General features: G+C 45.6%; 19 protein-coding genes, 1 tRNA gene and 3 pseudogenes. 9 read left to right on the top strand and 14 right to left on the bottom strand.

Annotation, left to right across the window (positions count from 1 at the left end; translation table 11 throughout):
- Window positions 1-893: 893 nt before the first annotated feature.
- Window positions 894-1,337: an ECs1072 family phage-associated protein gene (locus ACPXSQ_RS01265; protein ID WP_013024960.1), complete on the top strand. Its 444-nt coding sequence runs from the start codon at window positions 894-896 to the stop codon at window positions 1,335-1,337.
- A gap of 88 nt (window positions 1,338-1,425) precedes the next feature.
- Here the strand turns inward: ACPXSQ_RS01265 and ACPXSQ_RS01260 are convergent, their stop codons facing one another.
- Entirely contained in the window at window positions 1,426-3,084 is a 1,659-nt protein-coding gene (locus ACPXSQ_RS01260; RefSeq protein ID WP_246871823.1) for an ArnT family glycosyltransferase, read from the bottom strand.
- Window positions 3,085-3,831: 747 nt separating this feature from the next.
- Here ACPXSQ_RS01260 and ACPXSQ_RS01255 point away from each other — a divergent pair.
- The 4 genes from ACPXSQ_RS01255 to ACPXSQ_RS01240 all read left to right on the top strand — a co-directional run bounded on the left by ACPXSQ_RS01255 (window position 3,832) and on the right by ACPXSQ_RS01240 (window position 8,113).
- On the top strand, window positions 3,832-4,191 hold the full coding sequence (locus ACPXSQ_RS01255) for a GtrA family protein (protein WP_105078702.1): 360 nt from the start codon (window positions 3,832-3,834) through the stop codon (window positions 4,189-4,191).
- Window positions 4,188-5,099 (top strand): glycosyltransferase family 2 protein, encoded by a 912-nt coding sequence (locus ACPXSQ_RS01250; protein WP_014593116.1) that lies wholly within the window; start codon window positions 4,188-4,190, stop codon window positions 5,097-5,099. The genes ACPXSQ_RS01255 and ACPXSQ_RS01250 overlap by 4 nt, the downstream gene beginning before the upstream one ends.
- Window positions 5,100-5,112: 13 nt before the next feature.
- The gene (locus tag ACPXSQ_RS01245) at window positions 5,113-6,555 is read left to right on the top strand and encodes a glucosyltransferase domain-containing protein (protein ID WP_022622580.1); all 1,443 of its coding nucleotides are present in this window, start codon (window positions 5,113-5,115) and stop codon (window positions 6,553-6,555) included.
- Between the two features lie 514 nt (window positions 6,556-7,069).
- Window positions 7,070-8,113, top strand: a complete 1,044-nt coding sequence (locus ACPXSQ_RS01240; protein ID WP_426142551.1) for a P63C domain-containing protein — start codon at window positions 7,070-7,072, stop codon at window positions 8,111-8,113.
- Between the two features lie 528 nt (window positions 8,114-8,641).
- Here ACPXSQ_RS01240 and ACPXSQ_RS01235 read toward each other — a convergent pair.
- From ACPXSQ_RS01235 to ACPXSQ_RS01200, 8 genes and pseudogenes are all read right to left on the bottom strand, one after another.
- Entirely contained in the window at window positions 8,642-9,169 is a 528-nt protein-coding gene (locus tag ACPXSQ_RS01235; protein WP_426142549.1) for a hypothetical protein, read from the bottom strand.
- Between the two features lie 109 nt (window positions 9,170-9,278).
- Entirely contained in the window at window positions 9,279-10,271 is a 993-nt protein-coding gene (locus ACPXSQ_RS01230; RefSeq protein WP_426142547.1) for a hypothetical protein, read from the bottom strand.
- Window positions 10,272-10,562: 291 nt separating this feature from the next.
- The gene (locus ACPXSQ_RS01225; protein WP_426142545.1) at window positions 10,563-10,679 is read right to left on the bottom strand and encodes a tail fiber assembly protein; all 117 of its coding nucleotides are present in this window, start codon (window positions 10,677-10,679) and stop codon (window positions 10,563-10,565) included.
- Window positions 10,676-10,993, bottom strand: coding sequence for a hypothetical protein (locus tag ACPXSQ_RS01220; RefSeq protein ID WP_426142543.1), 318 nt, complete (start codon window positions 10,991-10,993; stop codon window positions 10,676-10,678). Before ACPXSQ_RS01220 ends, ACPXSQ_RS01225 begins: the two co-directional genes overlap by 4 nt.
- On the bottom strand, window positions 10,993-11,199 hold the full coding sequence (locus ACPXSQ_RS01215) for a hypothetical protein (protein WP_426142541.1): 207 nt from the start codon (window positions 11,197-11,199) through the stop codon (window positions 10,993-10,995). Before ACPXSQ_RS01215 ends, ACPXSQ_RS01220 begins: the two co-directional genes overlap by 1 nt.
- A gap of 191 nt (window positions 11,200-11,390) precedes the next feature.
- The gene (locus ACPXSQ_RS01210; RefSeq protein ID WP_426142539.1) at window positions 11,391-11,732 is read right to left on the bottom strand and encodes a hypothetical protein; all 342 of its coding nucleotides are present in this window, start codon (window positions 11,730-11,732) and stop codon (window positions 11,391-11,393) included.
- A gap of 28 nt (window positions 11,733-11,760) precedes the next feature.
- Entirely contained in the window at window positions 11,761-12,105 is a 345-nt protein-coding gene (locus tag ACPXSQ_RS01205) for a hypothetical protein (RefSeq protein WP_426142537.1), read from the bottom strand.
- A gap of 74 nt (window positions 12,106-12,179) precedes the next feature.
- A pseudogene (locus ACPXSQ_RS01200) lies at window positions 12,180-12,824 on the bottom strand (hypothetical protein).
- Window positions 12,825-12,986: 162 nt separating this feature from the next.
- Between ACPXSQ_RS01200 and ACPXSQ_RS01195 the strand changes: the two are divergent.
- The gene (locus ACPXSQ_RS01195) at window positions 12,987-13,436 is read left to right on the top strand and encodes a hypothetical protein (protein WP_426142535.1); all 450 of its coding nucleotides are present in this window, start codon (window positions 12,987-12,989) and stop codon (window positions 13,434-13,436) included.
- Window positions 13,437-13,887: 451 nt separating this feature from the next.
- Here ACPXSQ_RS01195 and ACPXSQ_RS01190 read toward each other — a convergent pair.
- Window positions 13,888-14,197 (bottom strand): annotated as a pseudogene (locus ACPXSQ_RS01190) (terminase small subunit); the annotation flags it as partial.
- A gap of 20 nt (window positions 14,198-14,217) precedes the next feature.
- On the opposite strand from ACPXSQ_RS01190, the gene ACPXSQ_RS01185 reads away from it, so the two are divergent.
- A complete protein-coding gene (locus ACPXSQ_RS01185) occupies window positions 14,218-14,655 on the top strand; it encodes a hypothetical protein (protein WP_105078701.1) in 438 nt (145 codons plus the stop codon).
- Here ACPXSQ_RS01185 and ACPXSQ_RS01180 read toward each other — a convergent pair.
- From ACPXSQ_RS01180 to ACPXSQ_RS01170, 3 genes and pseudogenes are all read right to left on the bottom strand, one after another.
- Window positions 14,654-14,773, bottom strand: a pseudogene (locus tag ACPXSQ_RS01180) (Arm DNA-binding domain-containing protein); the annotation flags it as partial. The gene ACPXSQ_RS01185 and the pseudogene ACPXSQ_RS01180 overlap by 2 nt on opposite strands.
- Window positions 14,774-14,937: 164 nt before the next feature.
- A tRNA-Arg gene (locus ACPXSQ_RS01175) sits at window positions 14,938-15,014 on the bottom strand.
- Between the two features lie 94 nt (window positions 15,015-15,108).
- Window positions 15,109-15,612 carry a DUF1198 family protein gene (locus ACPXSQ_RS01170; RefSeq protein WP_105078700.1) on the bottom strand — a complete coding sequence of 168 codons (504 nt, stop codon included), beginning with the start codon at window positions 15,610-15,612 and terminating at the stop codon, window positions 15,109-15,111.
- Between the two features lie 174 nt (window positions 15,613-15,786).
- Here ACPXSQ_RS01170 and folD point away from each other — a divergent pair, with 174 nt between their 5' ends.
- Both folD and ybcJ read left to right on the top strand, forming a co-directional pair.
- Window positions 15,787-16,653 carry a bifunctional methylenetetrahydrofolate dehydrogenase/methenyltetrahydrofolate cyclohydrolase FolD gene (folD, locus tag ACPXSQ_RS01165; RefSeq protein WP_014593113.1) on the top strand — a complete coding sequence of 289 codons (867 nt, stop codon included), beginning with the start codon at window positions 15,787-15,789 and terminating at the stop codon, window positions 16,651-16,653.
- Window positions 16,653-16,865, top strand: coding sequence for a ribosome-associated protein YbcJ (ybcJ, locus tag ACPXSQ_RS01160; protein WP_013024949.1), 213 nt, complete (start codon window positions 16,653-16,655; stop codon window positions 16,863-16,865). The genes folD and ybcJ overlap by 1 nt, the downstream gene beginning before the upstream one ends.
- 28 nt (window positions 16,866-16,893) lie before the next feature.
- Here the strand turns inward: ybcJ and ACPXSQ_RS01155 are convergent, their stop codons facing one another.
- The gene (locus tag ACPXSQ_RS01155) at window positions 16,894-18,000 is read right to left on the bottom strand and encodes an AAA family ATPase (protein ID WP_029569726.1); all 1,107 of its coding nucleotides are present in this window, start codon (window positions 17,998-18,000) and stop codon (window positions 16,894-16,896) included.
- Between the last annotated feature and the right edge of the window lie 26 nt (window positions 18,001-18,026).

The raw sequence follows: 18,026 nt of genomic DNA, 5'->3' as shown, positions 1-18,026 counted from the left end.
TACAGGATAACACGAAGCGTTTCTTTAATTTTAACTCTGTTAATAAATAAGGGTAATTAGCGAGAAGCAAATCAACATGACGATTGTCCCTTAATCATCACCTACGGATAATTTATAACTGTCACCGTGATAACTCACCCAAGTCGCACTAAAATATTTTCTGCCTCCTAAAACTTATTTACCCAGCCTTGCCTCCGTGCGATAAGCGCATTCACGTGACCGTTTAAAAGTGCAACCACGTGATGAGACCAATGTTAGTGCGGACACGGAGATCCCTTACGGGCACGCGATTTCACTGTACCTGTTTCCTGATACAGCTACTGGGAGAATGCGAGGAACACAGGATGAAAAAGGCAGACATCATTTTTACGCCTTCTTCTACATTCAGAATGTGACAGCCATTTCAGGAATGGCATAGCAATATTTTTCATGGCTTTATTAACAGTATGTACTTATTTATCCACCAGCCCTATGATTTGGCTGTGTCACCTGGACACGGTGGAGGTCGATATGAGAAATTTCGGTTTCGTCGTTCTTGGTTTGGTTGGTTTCTCTGCATTCAGCGTTGCTTTTTGCACACTTTGCTTAACCACTGCCGGTGTGTTGCATTAATCGTACCTGAAATCGTACCTGAATCCCCCCGACATGGCCCTTGTGGCCATTTTATTTTTTAAATGTTTAACGTTAACGCCATCACCTTGCCTTCTTCGCTTGCTAAAATTGTCATAATAAAACGCCCCTTTGCAGGACACTTAGCGACAGCATGTTGGAGACAAAATTAAATGCTGTCTTTTTTTAGGGTCAAATGCGGCTGATTATGCTTGTGGCCTTTGCCGCGCGTGTTCCTTCTGCTAACGTTGTTATGAAAATGACAATTTCAGACAAGGCAAGCTATGAATCAGTATGACAACCTCTGGAATGCTATCGAGACGCGCGTTAAGCAGAATAATGATGCCACGACGCTGGATATGGGCAATTCCGAAAATGTTTTTGTGAATCAAATCAGGCAACGGACAGCACAGATTTTCATTCTTGAAATCATTCTGGACAAGCATCGCAAACAATTTGGTACGCGCTATTTTCCCTTGTCGGGAGATGAAGCGCTTTATCATCTGATCTTTACGCGTACAAACTGGTTACCCGCGCAAATCAGAACGCTTTCGCTTTCCGATGCCCTGTTTGTTATTGCTGAACTGTTTCGTGACGGTAATCTTCAGGAGGGCGTAAAAAACTTTCTTGGCACCCAGGGGCTGCGCAATGTCTCCTATTCTGTAGATGAGTTCTCTGACAGAGACTGGGCACCAAAAGAAAATGAAGTTCATCTGTCGCTTCCCTGAGTGCAGATTTTATTGAAATAGCCGATGTAACGAATCTTTACTCGCCTGCAAAATGACCTCAGGCGAGTTAAGCATGAAAAATACTGGCTTATCTGTTCAGTCGATAAAGTTGGTAATTCTCTTCGTTATCCGCAGGCCGCTCCCCTTGCCAGACCAACGTCCCGTCGACAAACTCCTCAGGATGTCTTTTATCATGTTGCAGGAGTAGCCAGTTACAGCGGTAGGCGCCTCTGTGCTTCCCTTCTCGCAGCGTTACCAGCCCATCGTAATATTCCAGTAAAGCCCGTTGTGGTTCGCCAAGATGCCGGCTCGCGACACATTCATCCCTTGGCAACCATGCCCGCAGCGGGAGAAAAACATCAGAATAACGCTTGGTGTAATCCAGATACGGCATGCCCAGCGTCATGGCCAACACCCAGCACAGCGTGATGCAACTGGTAAAAATTGATAAGGGACTTTCCCGGCAGGTGCGATTCAAAAACACCAGCCCGCTCAGCAATAAAGTAGCCAGTAATGCTGCTGCAAACATCACTGATGAAATCTGAGGCGTAAATCCGGGCGCACCCTGTGCCACCCATTTATTCCACAGTGGCGCAGGCCAGCCGGTCATCAGGATAATGCCCGCTCCCCACATCACCGTTGGAAGCAGGCAGAATAAGCCGAGTGCCAATGGCCGCAACTTTATCGTCCAGAGGGTTTTCTGCTGACAGGTACCTGCTGCCAGTATGGCCAACGGCAGAAGCAGCGGCATGGCGTAAAGCTCCCGCGCGTCAGATGCACTCGACAGAGTGACAAAACCGGCTAAAAAAAACGTTACCAGTACCATTGCGGATGCGCTGATGCCGGTTTTCCAACTGCGCCAGAGCCACCACGCAGCCATCGGCAAAGCAGGAAAGGCATACCAGGGAAGCAGTTTAAAGTAAAAGAAGTGTTTCGCTTTAGGCCCGAGCTTAGCGGTACCGTCAAAACGGCCAAAATTATTGACCAGTAGCCAGGTTGAAAACAGCTTTTCAGAACGCATCCAGAGCGCATACAGCCACGGCACTACCAGCGGGCAAAAGACCAGAAACGCGATAGCACAAAACACGATATAGCGTCTGCTACGAAACGCTGTATTCATCAAGGGTAACGTCAGCGCTGTCAGTCCCAATATGCCCGGGCCGAGAAGCCCTTTAGAGAGAAACATCACCGCTGCGCCAATGCCCAGTATCGCGCCACCCAGCACATGGCGGCGAATCCCCAAAATGAAACCATAAATGCCAATCGCGCCGCCCGCAAACAACGCGGTATCGGTAATCATTTGGTGTGCCCGGACAGGAAAGCCCAAACAGGCAAACAGGATAAGCACCGCCCAACGACCAGCCCCTTTGCCATAGAGCTCACGGGAAGTCATTGCGATAGCGTAACAGGCAAGACTAATAAACAGGCCCGTTGTCAGACGTGCCGCATCGGGCTCACCCAGGGCCGGGCTGAACAGCCTGAGGAAGAAAGAGGCCACAACAAAGTAGAGCGGCGGCTTTTCCATAAAAGGTTCGCCGGCCAGGGTTGGCACAACCCAGTCCCCACTCTGGGCAATGTGGCGAATCAACCCAAAGGTATAGGCTTCGTCAGGCTTCCACGGTTCATGGCCCACCAGCCCCGGCAGCAGCCAGCAGGCGAAAATAACCAGGCACAATAAGAGTGGGATTTGCTGTGACGCGGGTAAAAAAAGTCGATGACGGTAAGCGTACGTGTCACTTATGTGCATTGAAGTTCGCGGTAAAAATGACTCCGGACCTGCCGCCCGCGGAACAGGAAAGACTCTCTGGTAGTTACGGGTATTCACGATTAACGCGCCTGCCTTGCCTGCTTTTTAAACTCTGAATTCGGCTATGTCTGTTGCGGTCTTTAAGGCACGGTTTTTCATAGCATTATGCCGTTTCAGCTTGCTCTCACCGTTATTCCTTCATTGACTTTCCCTACCCTGAATGCCGCATCACTTCCTATGCGTTTTAAGGTGTAACAGATAGGTTAGACATGAGAGTTCAGGAGGTGTGCCTTTAAACATCTGACAGCAAATAAGATAAGGAATGGGGAATAAACAGCGCATCAACGTATTCCGTATAGCGATAACGTCTCATTTGTAGAGGGTAGAAATGAATTTAGGGTCAGGCTGACGTTAATGCGCAGGGGGCCAAACACAACGGACCAATCTGGTTGCATACGCAACATGCACAGGCATTTGAGAGATAAAATGACCAGGTTAAGCCTTCAATTTCGCGCTGACAGGCATTTATGTCCGAAACAACTTAAAAAAACCTGTCAGGGTTCAGCACAGTATCTCCGTTTGTCGCCACATCCGGCCTTGAACCGGCCAGAGTCTCTCCCCTTCAGGTTCCTGTGCTCATGCCATCTCTACCACTTAATGGACCTGACTGATTGTTTTTTTCCTCAGAGATTTGTTGCCTTGTGGCTCAGGATGGATAAGATCGGCTGACTTAAAACGGTGGTGATAATGATAAAGCTCTTCTCAAAATACTTCTCGGTTGGGATCCTCAACACATTGATTCACTGGGGCATATTCTCGATGCTTTATGCAACAGGCTCCTCACAAACCCTCGCGAATTTTGGGGCTTTTTGTGTTGCTGTAACGTTTTCATTCTTTGTAAATGCAAAGTGGACATTTAATGCAGAAGCATCAACGATTCGTTACATGATATATGTCCTGTTTATGGGATCCGTCGCCTCACTGGTGGGTTGGATTTCGGATAAAAGCATGCTTCAGCCGCTTTACACGCTGATCATCTTCTCTTTCATCAGCCTCATTTGTGGCTTTTTATATTCAAAGTACATCGTTTTCAGAGATGCCAGATGAAAATATCGCTGATTGTTCCTGTTCTTAATGAAGAAGACGCTATTCCCGTGTTTTATAAAACGGTGCGTGAATTTGAGGCGTTGAAACAGCACACCATTGAAATCGTTTTTATAAATGACGGCAGTAAAGATGCAACAGAATCTATTATCGATGCGCTTTCGGTTTCAGATCCTCTGGTCGTGCCGCTGTCCCTTACCCGCAACTTTGGTAAAGAACCTGCTCTTTTCGCGGGATTAGAGCATGCTACGGGTGATGCTGTTATCCCTATTGATGTTGATTTACAAGATCCCATTAACGTCATTCCTTTACTGATTGAAAAATGGCAGGCAGGTGCGGATATTGTTCTGGCTAAGCGCATCGACAGGTCTACTGATGGGCACCTGAAAAGGAAGACGGCGGAATGGTTTTACACCTTACATAATAAAATCAGTAACCCGAAAATTGAAGAAAATGTAGGTGACTTTCGCCTGATGTCACGGGACGTGGTTGAGAATATTAAGAAGATGCCAGAGCGGAACCTCTTCATGAAAGGGATTCTTTCATGGGTTGGCGGCAAGACGGAGGTAATTGAGTATGCCAGAGCCGAGCGTGTCGCTGGCGATTCAAAGTTTAATAGCTGGAAGCTGTGGAACCTGGCTCTTGAAGGCATAACCAGTTTCTCAACCTTTCCGCTACGTATGTGGACGTATATTGGCCTGCTCGTGGCGAGCTTCGCGTTTTTGTATGGCGCATGGATGATCGTGGATAAAATCTGGTTTGGCAACAGTGTTCCCGGTTACCCTTCGCTTTTAGTATCAATACTCTTTCTTGGTGGCGTTCAGCTCATTGGTATCGGTGTATTGGGCGAGTATATCGGAAGAATATACATAGAGAGTAAGAACCGACCACGTTACATCATTAAAAAGTGAGATGGAATTTCGAATGATTTGTAAAAATGATAAAAAAATGCTCGCCCTGTATGCAGGTTTGGCGTTGCTATTCATCTATCCTTTGATTCAGGCGGGCGTATTTTATCGGGACGATTTAGACAGAGCGATTACAGGCCAATATGGCTGGCGTGGACTAGGTCGGCCGATGGCCGATATCCTAATGAAAATATTATCCGCGAGCGGCCACTATAATCTTGATCTGTTCCCTTACACCATGATCGCATCATGTCTCTTCATCGGTGCCGCATCACTGATGTTGAGTAAGCACCTTGTCAAAATGGATGTCCCCAATGAAAAGCTGGTCGCAGCCCTTCTGATCTTCAACCCCTTTTTTTTGCAGAACATAGCTTATCGATACGATTCCCTGGGCATGTCCATCGCTTTTTTTCTTGCTGTGGCCGCTTATACCTACAGCAGCAGCAGTCAGATACGAGAATATTCAGTTAAAGTGATTGCAGGCGTATTATCACTTACGCTGTATCAGCCTTGTGCCAATATTTTCATCGCCTTACTTGCCATTGACATTGTCATTCTGGCTGTCAAAAGCGAATTAACTGTGGCTGGGATGTTTAAAACCATAGTGAATAAAGCATCATTATTTATTGGTTTTTTCCTGGTTTACATGCTTTTTTTTGCATCTAAAAAGAACTCCCGCGCAGAGCTTATTCACCCCAACCAAGAGGGGTTCGCGCATCTTTTGAACACAGTCGTTGCGCTAAAAGAATTAATCCTCTCCTACTTTTACGGTCCGGTTTATATTTACTTTCTTATTCCTGTCGTAATCGCATTTTTGCTGATGTTATATAAATTTCGGCAGCAAAAGAGCAAAAGCCTTGCTGTAATACTTTACTGCACAGTCGCATTTTTCATCTTCCTTGTGTCGCTTATGGGGCCCACCATTTTACTTGTGGATGCGCCTGTTGCCCCCCGCGCCATTGTTTCTTTTTCTACTTTGTTGGTCATGATTGCAGTTCCTGTTGTCTTTTTTTCGCCGCGTCTCAGATATATATCGCTCATCCCTGTCATTACCGCCATCGCATTTAGCGCTCAATTGAGCAGCGCGCTTAAGTCACAGCGGGAATATGAAGACCTTATTTTCAACATGGTTACTCGTGATCTTATCAATATAAAGAACATCCACTCAATAGGTACTGTGGGTCAAATCAACATTGATGAACGAGCAAAGCTTTTAATGGAAAATAAACCGCTGATAGGACATTTCCTTAGCCCTGCCTCTCAGTTTTTGGCCTCTTTCCAGCTAATCAATAAAGGGTTTACCCAAACCACGCATGGTTACGGCAATGAAGACGACAATCATCAACTGCTGCAGAAAATGCTGCAAAAGGGCATAAACCCTGTCATTGCCAATTCGGCGTACTCTCTCTACGTTGAGGACGGAACTGCCATTGTGAAGCTGGGGGGCGGTGCTCAGTAATGTTGGGTGGTTAATCCCTTCCCCATAGCCGAGTAGGGCTGTGGGGAAGAACCGAGCGATGCTGTATCTGATATCCTGCAGGCGGCGCCGATCGTCATTTTCGCCTTCGTGAATTCATCTTCACAGGTCAGGCACTTAATCCGATGGTCAATTCATGCCACTACCTCTCTGGAAGGCAGCATTTGAGATCGCGTACCTGCGGCAACGTTACCAGCCAAAGCCCTCAGCTCAGGCCTCACGACGCGTATTGATGAACGATTCGCCGGAAAAACGCCTGTTCATCAAGATGTGCTCAGGTTGTTGATAAGATATGGCTAATATCGGGGTGTATGAGTCAGAAGGGAGCAGGTCACTCAGGGGCCGGAAGAGGCGTTTGGGTAAAATTAGGTCGCAGAGATGCGGCCTTTGTTTTTGCATTTTACTTGCAAGCATTTATTTTAGAAAAAATGCTTGCTAGCAAATTTGTTCAGCGTTTATTATGCAAGCACATTTCACATAAAAGAGTGCTTGCATTATGTCTAATATAGAAAGCAAAGAACCAACAGGAAAGTCCAAAGGCGGCCTAGCTAGGGCGAACGCCCTTTCCGCTGAAGAAAGGTCGGCGATTGCAAGAAAAGCCGCAACAGCTAGGTGGGGTAACGATGGTGAGGTGGAAATCGCTAAAAGAGCTGGCGACATTGTCATTGGAGATTTAACGATACAGTGTGCCGTGCTTGAGGATGGTACAAGGGTTCTGTCAGAGAGGGCTATTACTAAAGCCTTCGGCGGTAAGCGTGGTGGCTCTCACTGGAAAAGGATGAAAGAGAATCCAGATGGCGCCTATCTTCCTGTTTTTCTCTCAGCTAAAAACATTAAACCTTTCATTAACAATGAATTATTTGAAGGATTATCTCGGCGCCGGCTTTTCAAAATAAACAAAGGGGCGGCGCCAGCTTACGGCATTGAAGCATCCTTACTACCAAAGATATGCAATGTTTATTTGAAGATGAGAGATCAGGGTGATGCCCTTCAGTCATCTCAAATACCTATTTCTGTTCAAGCAGACATTATTATGCGAGGCCTTGCTGAGGTCGGAATTGTAGCCTTGGTTGACGAAGCTACTGGGCATATCGATGAAAAGAAACAAGATGAATATCGAACTCTCTTTCAAGAGTTCATTAAAGAGCAAGTCAGAGAATATGAGAAGGAATTTCCAAAGCAGTTCACGGATGGTCTCTATCGACTCTATGGGCTTACTCAGAAAAAAGCAGGCAGGCACCCTCAGTTTTTCGGTAAGTTCACTAGGAAGTATATCTACGAGCCTTTAGCATCAAGTAAAGGCGCCATCCTTGAAATGTTAGATGAAAAAAACCCTGTCGTTTACGCGAATGGCGGCAGAAGATATAAAATGTTTCAGTTCCTGACCGAAAGCGTCGGTGTTCCGATGTTCAGGGCGCACCTTTGGCAAGTGGTTGGCATTCTTTCAAGCTCAAGAAATAAAGTTGAATTTGACAGAGCGTTTAAAAGAGCCTTTCCATCACCCGGGACTCAATTAGACTTTCTAGATGAAGATGATTAATCTGATAATCCCGGCCACCGCGCCGGTTTTTTATAACCGCCACTTCCCCGACCTGATCACCTCCGTCGCATCCCGGTAAACACCCTTCCTACTCGTATCAGTTTCAAGACTTTGATAAAACTTAGGTCTAACCACATAGTTGACTTTCATAATTTCACTTCAGCTTAGCTTTGATGGTTTATGCTCTGGGTAACATTGTGCTTGTTTAGTTATAAAATTGGAGGTAGATAGATGGAATCACCGTATATGACGTACGATGAAGTGGCCGCTTACTTCAGGCGCTCAGTCAAGACAATACGCGACTGGAATAGTTGTGATCATAGGACAGGAAAGAAACGAATGATTGGTTTCTCTAATCCGGTAACGAGGGGATTGTTCCTTAAGGATGAGATTGTAAATTTTGATTTCTCAGGATTAAATAACAACCAATTCGTAAAAAAATCAGTCTGAGAAATTAAATTATATCCTCATTTGATTTTTTGTGGTTGTAACCTTATCTGCTATAGTTTCAAGCAAGGGTAAACATCGTTATTTTTCCAATGCGGATGCAAACGGCACAAGGAAGCGCCTGGCATTTATTGATCTAACTAAAAGAACGAGCATGGAAAGCCAGCTAAACATTACACACAAAATTGATGGTATCCATTTTGTAGATTCAACAGCATCAGACAAAAAACAAAAGCTCAGCCCGTACAAAACATTTGATATGACACTTCCATTTCTGGTAATAAAATTAGAAAACCTATAAAGTTTATTTTTTCTTTTTGAGTAATAAAGAAACCATGGATGTTCTTTATATTTATTTAGAGAAGAAATACTTATTAAGTACAAAATCACAGGCACAGCCACCATAAGTAAAGAAACCAATAAGTAAAAGAGGTAGTTTTCTATTACGTTATTAAATGCATTAGTTTCTATGGCACCATCGGTATGAGCACTATAAAAATAAGCCAAAATAGCTTTATATATTATCAGAGCAACTAATCCAAACAAACTAGCTTGAAAGTAATCCTTATAAAGAGCATCATATTGTTCTTTACGATTTTCATTATCCATACCCATCTCCATTTGGAAATTAAATTTCATTAAAAGATATTGATAACACTATATTCCCTTCTTAAATACTCCCTATAAATGCGCCAAGAAAAAAAACCACCCCAATAATTTACTTTAGTTTTTTTAATATTTCAGAGAAAACAGTAACTATTCTTGCGTCAGACGATTCTTGTAATTTATCTTTCTCTAATGAAGTTGTAGTTTGTCCTTTTTCCAAGATGAAATTTCGTTCAGTCCGCATTAAGTGCATTGACAATTCCTTCATAACTTCATCGCTTTGCACTCCTTGCATATATTTTATTCCCATTACCTTCATCTCAATGTTAGTAATCTCATTTTGATAAAATTTAATTTCATCAAACCCATTCTTGTATAGTTTGAGAAAAAAATATGCAAATAACTCTATAACCAAAACAAATGATAGTTTCGGTATAAAGCTTATTAAAAGATTAACCCCATCAGCAATTGAATTCTGCGCATTATATACAAAATAAGCTAGCGCTAATATTCCAGATAAAGCTATGGTCGACCCTATGCCTAAATTAACCCCACCCCTGCGATTCAGGTTTTCAATTTCTGCTTCCAACCTGTAAACCATATCTGTATGAATTTTGTGGAGTGAGCTGTTTTTATTAAAAGAAGCAATATCAGACTTTAAGCTATCTTCAGCCAGTTTAATAGTATTACCTATAATCCGTTTTTTTGCCTGAGATATAAAGTCTCGCCTTTCATCATCTGTAAGATTAATTGCAACATCTGAAAAAGACCTCTCTTCAATTTCATCAACCTTTTTTTTAAGAAGAAAAAACTTATTGTAAAAAAAACCATCCAAACTGTCTTTTTTCTTTTCTCCAATTCCTTTATTTAAATATGAAACAATTGCAGTCAAAAAAGATGAAAAAACCATTACTCCAGTTACCCATGCAGAGATGTAACTTGTTCTTTCATCGGTGTATTGTCGTAATCTTGGGAATATGCTGACAATACTACTAATAAAATCATTGAGAAAAATAGAAAAAACGAAAGCAACAAAAACCATCAAAATCATTAGAATAAAAAATTTTAACAAAGCAATTTTTTTTGAAGGAAGCTTACTCTTCATTTCACTCGACCAGATTATAAATAATAACTAATGTATAAGAAAAGTTGCATTTATGCAACATTCTATACATCGGCTCACATAAAAAATCACATACTCGCCCCTTACCTGAATAGTTTTTTCAGCGCCTAAACCGGCCAAAAACAAAGACATCACCTCTTTAAAAACAAATATGAAAACTTTATCGCTAATAAAAAATAATCACACCTTTTCCATCAGAAAAATTCATTTAAAAAAATAGATTTTTGGATGTAAAAAATCAACGAAGTTACTATTACTGATGAATTACTTTGATTAACCAGGTGGAACAGGCCAAGTGATGGCGAGCGCCTTAATGGTATCCACTGTCTGAAGTGCTTTAATGTATACAATCCAGTTGGTCAGTTTCGCTTTGTCGTCATCACTTATCATTCCAAGCAAAAGCTCTTTTTGCCACAGACTGATTTTTTGCTGGCAGCGTCTTCAATTTGGACGTCGTTTTTTTTCTTGCTCCCTTCATCAGTGATGATCCATGATGAGTTTTCTTTGTCAAAATTGTATTCATAACCATTTGATGGATAAGGAATTAACTTACCATCAATGTATCCATCCCCTATTCGAGCAGTGAATTTTTCATTCACCTCGATAACAGTAAATCCTTCAAAAATTACACTGGCATCTCCTTGCCCATCCCACACGACAATATTTACCACATAGCAATCTTTAATTAATGCGTAACCAGACATTATGCATACTCCCACACAATAATAAATCCATCACCACCGTTGCCGCCGGCCTTAGAATTGGTATTAGACTGGATAGTCAAAGCACCACCACCACCAGATCCATAGCCTCTAGCCTCTCCTCCTGGACCATTAGTAGCCCCGAATCCGCCGACTCCAAGAACTGTATTAGCTACGATACCCGCACAACCTCCGTTAGCGTTATTCATCTGACCATCACCTCCAATAGAGCCTCCCATCTGGATAAGGCTTTTTACCTGGTTAGACACGGAGGGGACAGCCGGAAAACGCGGCGCGCAATGCCCGTGAAATAAAAAGGTCTCAGGAGAGACCCATTCAATTGATAATGATTTTCATCTTTATCAATGATTCATTTTCGGGGCAGGAAACGTAACATCCATTACCTTTCGCGGTAGTCGTCGCCGGGCTCAAGGCATTTAGGTGATAACTGCCAGAGCTGCCGACGTGTATCAACCGCACAAAACTCTGTGCCATCACTGCGGAGCAAAAATGCAGGGAAATAGGCGCCTTTGTCCTCATGGCGGATGTTAGATACGACAGGCATGCCTTTATAAACCCCTTTGAAAGTGCCGTCGTGTAGAAAGCTCTCTTTGGGAGCACTTTTATTGACCGGATCAGACCAGGTTAAGACATGCAACGCTCTCGCCTGAGCCCAGGCGTCGGTACTGAAATATAACGTAGAGGTTTTATCATCATAAAAGTTGATGGTTAAATTCTCCATCGACTTTTCAGGTTCTTTAGCGAACTTTCTAGGCTGGTTCTGGAAGATAACAACAGCTGTAGCCCCTCCTGCCGCGTAATTCAGGAAATAAATACGGGCGTGATTTTTTTTCACTGTAGACGCTTGCAAAAAAATGATTGCCGTCGGCGTTGTGCATTGAGAATGCGCCAGTTATTACATCGTCGGGATACTGCTTTAACTTACTGCTTACATCCTGACCGTTTAAGCATATCCCTTTTAGTTTAAGAAAATAAGCTTCGCCAGGAACAGACTGATCTACAGGTGCAGTAAAGCCGTCCATATCAGCACATACTGACGCAAGAGCATAAAAAGGGAAAAGCGCTATACACAGTGCCATTGCTTTCGCGTTCATCGGCATTTATCCATTTGCTGTTGTGACATACATTTTAATCACATCATCTTGGCAGAACTTCATAAACAGATAAATTACTTTGCCATTCTCAGCGCCTGACTGATTGCAGCACTCAGCGCCGCTGGCATCAGAGCACCAGCCATTTTCTCAGCCCTGTCCATATACCCCAGCACTGGTTTGACAGGCAGCGCATTACCGAACTGAATCAGCAGCTTTGGTGCTAGTGATTTATCACGGGGCCGGCGTGTGCCGTTAGCCGAACGCTTCAGGCGCTTTTTAGCCTTTTTGCCTTTCTTAGACTTAACCCGCTAGAAAACGCCGTTACGGCTACCCACCTCACCGATAAAGACGTTATCTTTTGCCTTTAACTGGTTCAGTTTATTGCGTGGAAGGTTGCCGTATTTGTTCAGCTTGATTTTTTTCGGGTTGAGCAACGCACTGCTGTTAAGCTTGTGCTGACCTCCGAACTCAAACGGTACGAGGTAGCTCGCAGCAATGTCCCGGACAAAAACTTTAGCCTGGAGATTGCTTTTACGCGCACCTGTTGATCCCACTGCGTTCACTGTAAACGGCGTGGGGGACTCCAGACGGCTTATTAGCGCTGTTTTTTCTGCTGCTGCAATGTCGCGGGCTACACTGGTAAGCGCCTGCGATAGGGCAAAGGGCATCTGCTTCTTAAGCAACTGAAGCTGCGATGTAAGGTCTTTTAATCCCGCCATATATTCACCAGCCGATAATTCACTATGTTTATGCTGAATATTTAACTCAAAGAAATGAGTTTTCAGCAAAAAATGTGTTTAATGCTTCAAGTGATTTAAGCAACCACTTAAAGATACTTTCGTTTCTGCCGTTACTATTAAATCATATGCGAGGAGAAACTCATGAGTGTTGAGGAAGTTCTATTTTTATCTATTTGCCTGCTCGTGGCAGTAGCACGTCTAATGTGGATTAATTATCACACCTCGCGTCGAGGAATGTTTGTAGTAAGGAAAAAGAGAGGTAATAGAAAAATTCTTTACATGAGACCATCTCAATGTCCAGTCGGTGACATGGCAGCTGCTCAGATCTTCATTGCTATGCGTATCGTTTTAAGGGAACTTCGTGACGAAGGATTCGCCTCAATTTTTTTTGAGTCACATATGGTGCGAAAAGAAAACTTTGATATTTTCCATAAATTTTTGAAGAAAGAAGGCATGAAGTGCGAGGATATAATTTACAGAAAAACTTTGTGGATTCACTCAACTCACCTCAAAATTGCGATGTTCATCAGCCATAGATTACCAGTTAAAATACACTCTGAATCGGCGAGAATTACCATACGTCCCCAATAAAAACCGCCCGAATGCGGCTTGATCATCAAAATTTTTTAAACTTTGTTAAACGCAACGACTAGCAAATCCCTAGGGTTTAAACCATTGTGTTCGGCAATTAACTTCATCTGTGTAGCCAGAACTTGTGCAGGATCCTTGTTATCAGATACAAAAACTTGATATCCACAATTTTTCAAATTTACTGCTTCCTGCCAAGAAACAAACCAGTCTTGTATGGCAACCTCCTGATAAAGATGAGGTTATACATTAACCTTGAGAATGCTCTTGGTGAAGAAAAATTGATCATCATCAGGCGCATTTGAGAGTGCGCCTGATGATGATTACGCCTGCTTTTTAGTCAGTGAAGACGCATAGTCGAGTACAGCATCTGCTTCATCAGTCGCTGTTATTGCCGCTAAGTTAGTGTGCAGCGTGGACTTTGATAGACATAACGCTAATGTGCTTGTCAGCAGCTCAATGTAGTTTGCCATACTTTCGGCCATGGCCATTCGTGCCCGTCTTCAATCCGTAGTGTGTCCAGCACGTCCATTTTATCTTTCTAGATCAAGCGACATAGCACATAATTTACATTTATCGCTATCCTTTCGCTGCGCGCTGATTTAAGGTAAATGAGACGTTACGCAACATCAAATTTTGACAGGTTTTTGATCCGGAGTGGTTTTTAGTCTTTGCACTGTACCTGTCCGAATTACCGCTTGCGTAGCGTTCAAATCGATGAGGTACTCGCGACAGAACGTTTCTTGTTTATCGGTGAGTGCCACTTTAATTCCAAGGATTGAATATGTCTGATGTAATTAAGCGCACGTCTAAAAACGCCGGTGATGCGGGTGAGTACTATGTTGCTTATATGCTATCAAGACTGGGCATTAGTGCGGCACTAACTACCAGTGGATCAAGTGCAGTTGATATTATTGCCACTATTGATGGCTCTAAAAGCATCAGCATTCAGGTTAAAGGCTCATGGGCCAGAAGCGCTCCACGTCAATGGACAGTCGGAAATCATAGGCCAATCGTATCGCCGGATTTTTTTTACGTTTTATGCAATATGTCTGAAGATATCGGAAACAATGCCGCTCCAGAGATATTTGTCGTCCCGAGCGTATCCATAAACGATACTTCGACCTGGCACCACAAAGTTCCTTTATTCAAAATAGCTAAAGGCGAGGACGAAAGGTTTAAGGACAGATGGGATTTTATCTTGAATGCTCTTGAGGCATGAGTCGCCAGCTTTCGGCTCCGTTTGGAAATATTTCAATATACATACCACCACCATCCGAAAGTTTGTATGACTTTTCTTTTGGCTTCGCAGAGTCGATTTGGCGGGCTGTTAGCTTCATTTGGGGGCATCATTTCCATTGAACCTGTCGATGCCCCCTGTCGTGCCCCCATATTGGATAAGAACGCAATAGGTGACCTTGGCCCGAAATGGACCAGCTAAAAGATTTATATTCTGATTTTTAAGGAAAAAGTAGACTTTAAGGAATGCAAATAGAAGAGAAGGTGGCGCGCCCTACAGGATTCGAACCTGTGACCTACGGCTTAGAAGGCCGGTGCTCTATCCAGCTGAGCTAAGGGCGCGGAGAGGTTGGGTCGAATTATACGGTTGAACGCTGTTACGTCAACGTTTTTGCCGCTGAGGCGCGGCGAGTGCCCAGGTAATAACCAATTTGCGCTAATGACGGTCGCGCCAGGCGCTGAGCGAGACCAGATTACTTGCTTCTGTCGTTTCCCCTTCCAGCTCAACGCCCTGCTGAGCGACGCGCGCGTTGTATTGCTCGCGAAGCGCATTCAGCTCCTGGCTGTCGGGCTCTAACTGGCGCAAAAAGCCCAGTGCCAGCAACAGTTGCTGTCGGGTAAGCGTGGCAGAGAAACCAGCTCGGGTTAGCACGCTGTGCCAGCGCCAGGTATTTTCATCGCTGCCATCCACAATCAGCACCTGCCAAATCAGCAAAACCGCCGCGCCGTTGTTTAAGTGTGCTTCGTTATCACCCGCGATGTAATCAGTAAACTCTTTCGCCGCCTCTTTACCCATCTGCGACAGCATTGATTCAATATGGACCGGCGGCAGTTGCAGACGCTTGCTGAGTGCCTGTGCGGCATGGCGTGAACCGGCGGTCAGCAACTGAAATCCTACAACAAATACAACAGCCAGAGTGGCAAGCATTAACCAAATCATCACGTCATCCAGTAAGGTCCCTGTCTGGCATCATAAGCGTTAACCCACACTTTCGTCACGGCGAAATGTCGTAAACCACCCTGCTGCAAGAATCTCTACCTGACAGCCGGACGTGCTTCTGACAAAATAGGCGCCATTCCCGACTTAAACTCAACACAGTGGATTTACGCTCTGATGGCAGCAAAAATTATTGACGGTAAAACGATTGCGCAGCAGGTACGGCTTGAGGTTGCAGAAAAAGTGAAGCAACGTCTGGCAGCCGGTAAACGTGCTCCGGGTCTGGCAGTCGTTCTGGTGGGTGAAAACCCTGCATCGCAGATCTACGTCGGCAGTAAGCGTCGTGCCTGTGAAGAAGTGGGCTTTATCTCCCGCTCTTACGATCTGCCCGCCACCACCAGCGAAGCCGAGTTGCTGCAGCTGATCGATAAACTTAACAGCGACAACGAGATTGACGGCATTCTGGTGCAGCTGCCGCTCCCGGCAGGCATTGATAACGTCAAAATCCTGGAGCGCATTACGCCCGATAAAGACGTAGACGGCTTCCATCCCTATAACGTCGGTCGCCTGTGCCAGCGCGCACCTAAGCTGCGCCCTTGTACACCACGCGGCATCGTCACGCTGCTGGAGCGCTACAACATTGATGCCTACGGCCTGAATGCCGTCGTGGTGGGCGCCTCGAACATTGTGGGGCGTCCAATGAGCATGGAGCTGCTGTTAGCGGGCTGCACCACGACCGTAACGCACCGCTTTACCCGCGATCTGCGCCATCACGTTGAGCACGCCGATCTGCTGATCGTCGCGGTAGGCAAACCCAACTTTATTCCAGGTGACTGGATTAAGCCGGGCGCTATTGTTATCGACGTCGGGATTAACCGTCTGGAAAGCGGCAAAGTCGTCGGTGATGTGGATTTTGATGCCGCCGCTGAGCGTGCCGCTTATATCACGCCCGTTCCCGGCGGCGTTGGGCCGATGACGGTCGCAACCTTAATCGAAAATACCTTACAGGCATGTGAAGAGTTTCACGATGGAGAGCAGGCATAATGGCGACGTTTTCTTTAGGTAAATTTCCACACGTTGATCTCTGCGATCTGCTGAAACTGGAAGGTTGGGTGGAAAGCGGCGCGCAGGCCAAAGTCGTGATTAGTGAAGGTGAAGTGCGGGTGGATGGGGAAGTTGAAACCCGTAAGCGCTGCAAAATCGTTCAGGGGCAAACGGTGGAGTTTGCCGGACAGCGCATCACTGTCGTTGCCTGATCGTCAGGTGCCCTGTGCCCGGGGCACCTTAAATCCTTTCTTCCCCAACTATCCGCGTTTCCCCGTTAATCTGCTCCAGCTCAATGTGATTCACTTCTGCATGCTGCGCAATCAGTGCGGCCAGCTTCGGTGAGTGACTGGTGATCCACAGCTGACTAAACTGGCTGGCTTCAGCAATCAGCGCCGCCAGCGCCGGGAGCAAATCCTCATGCAGGCTGTTCTCGGGTTCGTTGAGCGCCATAAAGGCAGGCGGGCGGGGGCTGAGCAGTGCGACCACCAGGCACAGAAAGCGCAGCGTCCCGTCAGAGAACTCGGCGCTTTCCAGCGGGCGCATAATGCCCTGTCGCCGCATCAGCATCTGGAAACGGCCATTCTGGACATCCACCTGAAATTCGGTATCAGGGAAGGCTTTCGCTGTCACCTTGTAGAGCAGCTCATGATGACCCCGCTCAACAATGGTTGCCCATGCCGCCGCGAGGTTAGCGCCATCGTGCGCCAGAATGGGGGCGCGCACGCCAATCTGCGGCGCACGAATCGGTGATCCGGGCCAGACGGCAAACTCGTGATAGAAGCGCCACTGGCGCAGACGTTCACGCATCTGAGAAAGCTCGGGATAGCGGTGCGGCTCACCGAGCTGACCAAACAGGGACTCTTCGGGATGCAGTACCGCCGGATAGCTTACGCGCTCCCCTTCTACATTATGCAAAAATGCGGTCTGGTTCGTGCGCTGCATGATGCAGGAGGAGAGACGCCGCTGCTGACCACTCAGCCAGATACGTTCTTCTTTGACCAGCGGATCGAGGTTAAACAGGCTGGTCTCAAGCTTCTGAGGAAACCCCACCGCAAGCTCAAAATCCATGTCGTCCATCAGGACCGAGAGGATGAGTCGGCTGGCATCCTGACGACGAGCGCTGCGATGCAGTTCCCCTGCCCACATGACTTTTTGAATGCCGCCCTCTTCTGCCAGCGCTAACGCCAGGCGACCATTGGCGGCCTCGTGCAGCAGGCGCACGGCCTTATACAGGTTGGATTTACCACAGCCATTAGGCCCGCTTACCACGTTCAGTTGCTGAAGCGGCAGGGTCAGATCGCGTACAGAGCGGAAACCGCGAAGGTGAATCTGTTTTATCGTCATAAACAAAAAAGGGCGATGACTCGCCC

The sequence above is a fragment of the Pantoea sp. EEL5 genome, from assembly GCF_049892805.1.
In the GTDB taxonomy this organism is placed as follows: Bacteria; Pseudomonadota; Gammaproteobacteria; order Enterobacterales; family Enterobacteriaceae; genus Pantoea; species Pantoea ananatis.
Note: the sequence above shows the minus strand (reverse complement) of the source record. Positions and strands in the feature narration are given on the sequence as shown.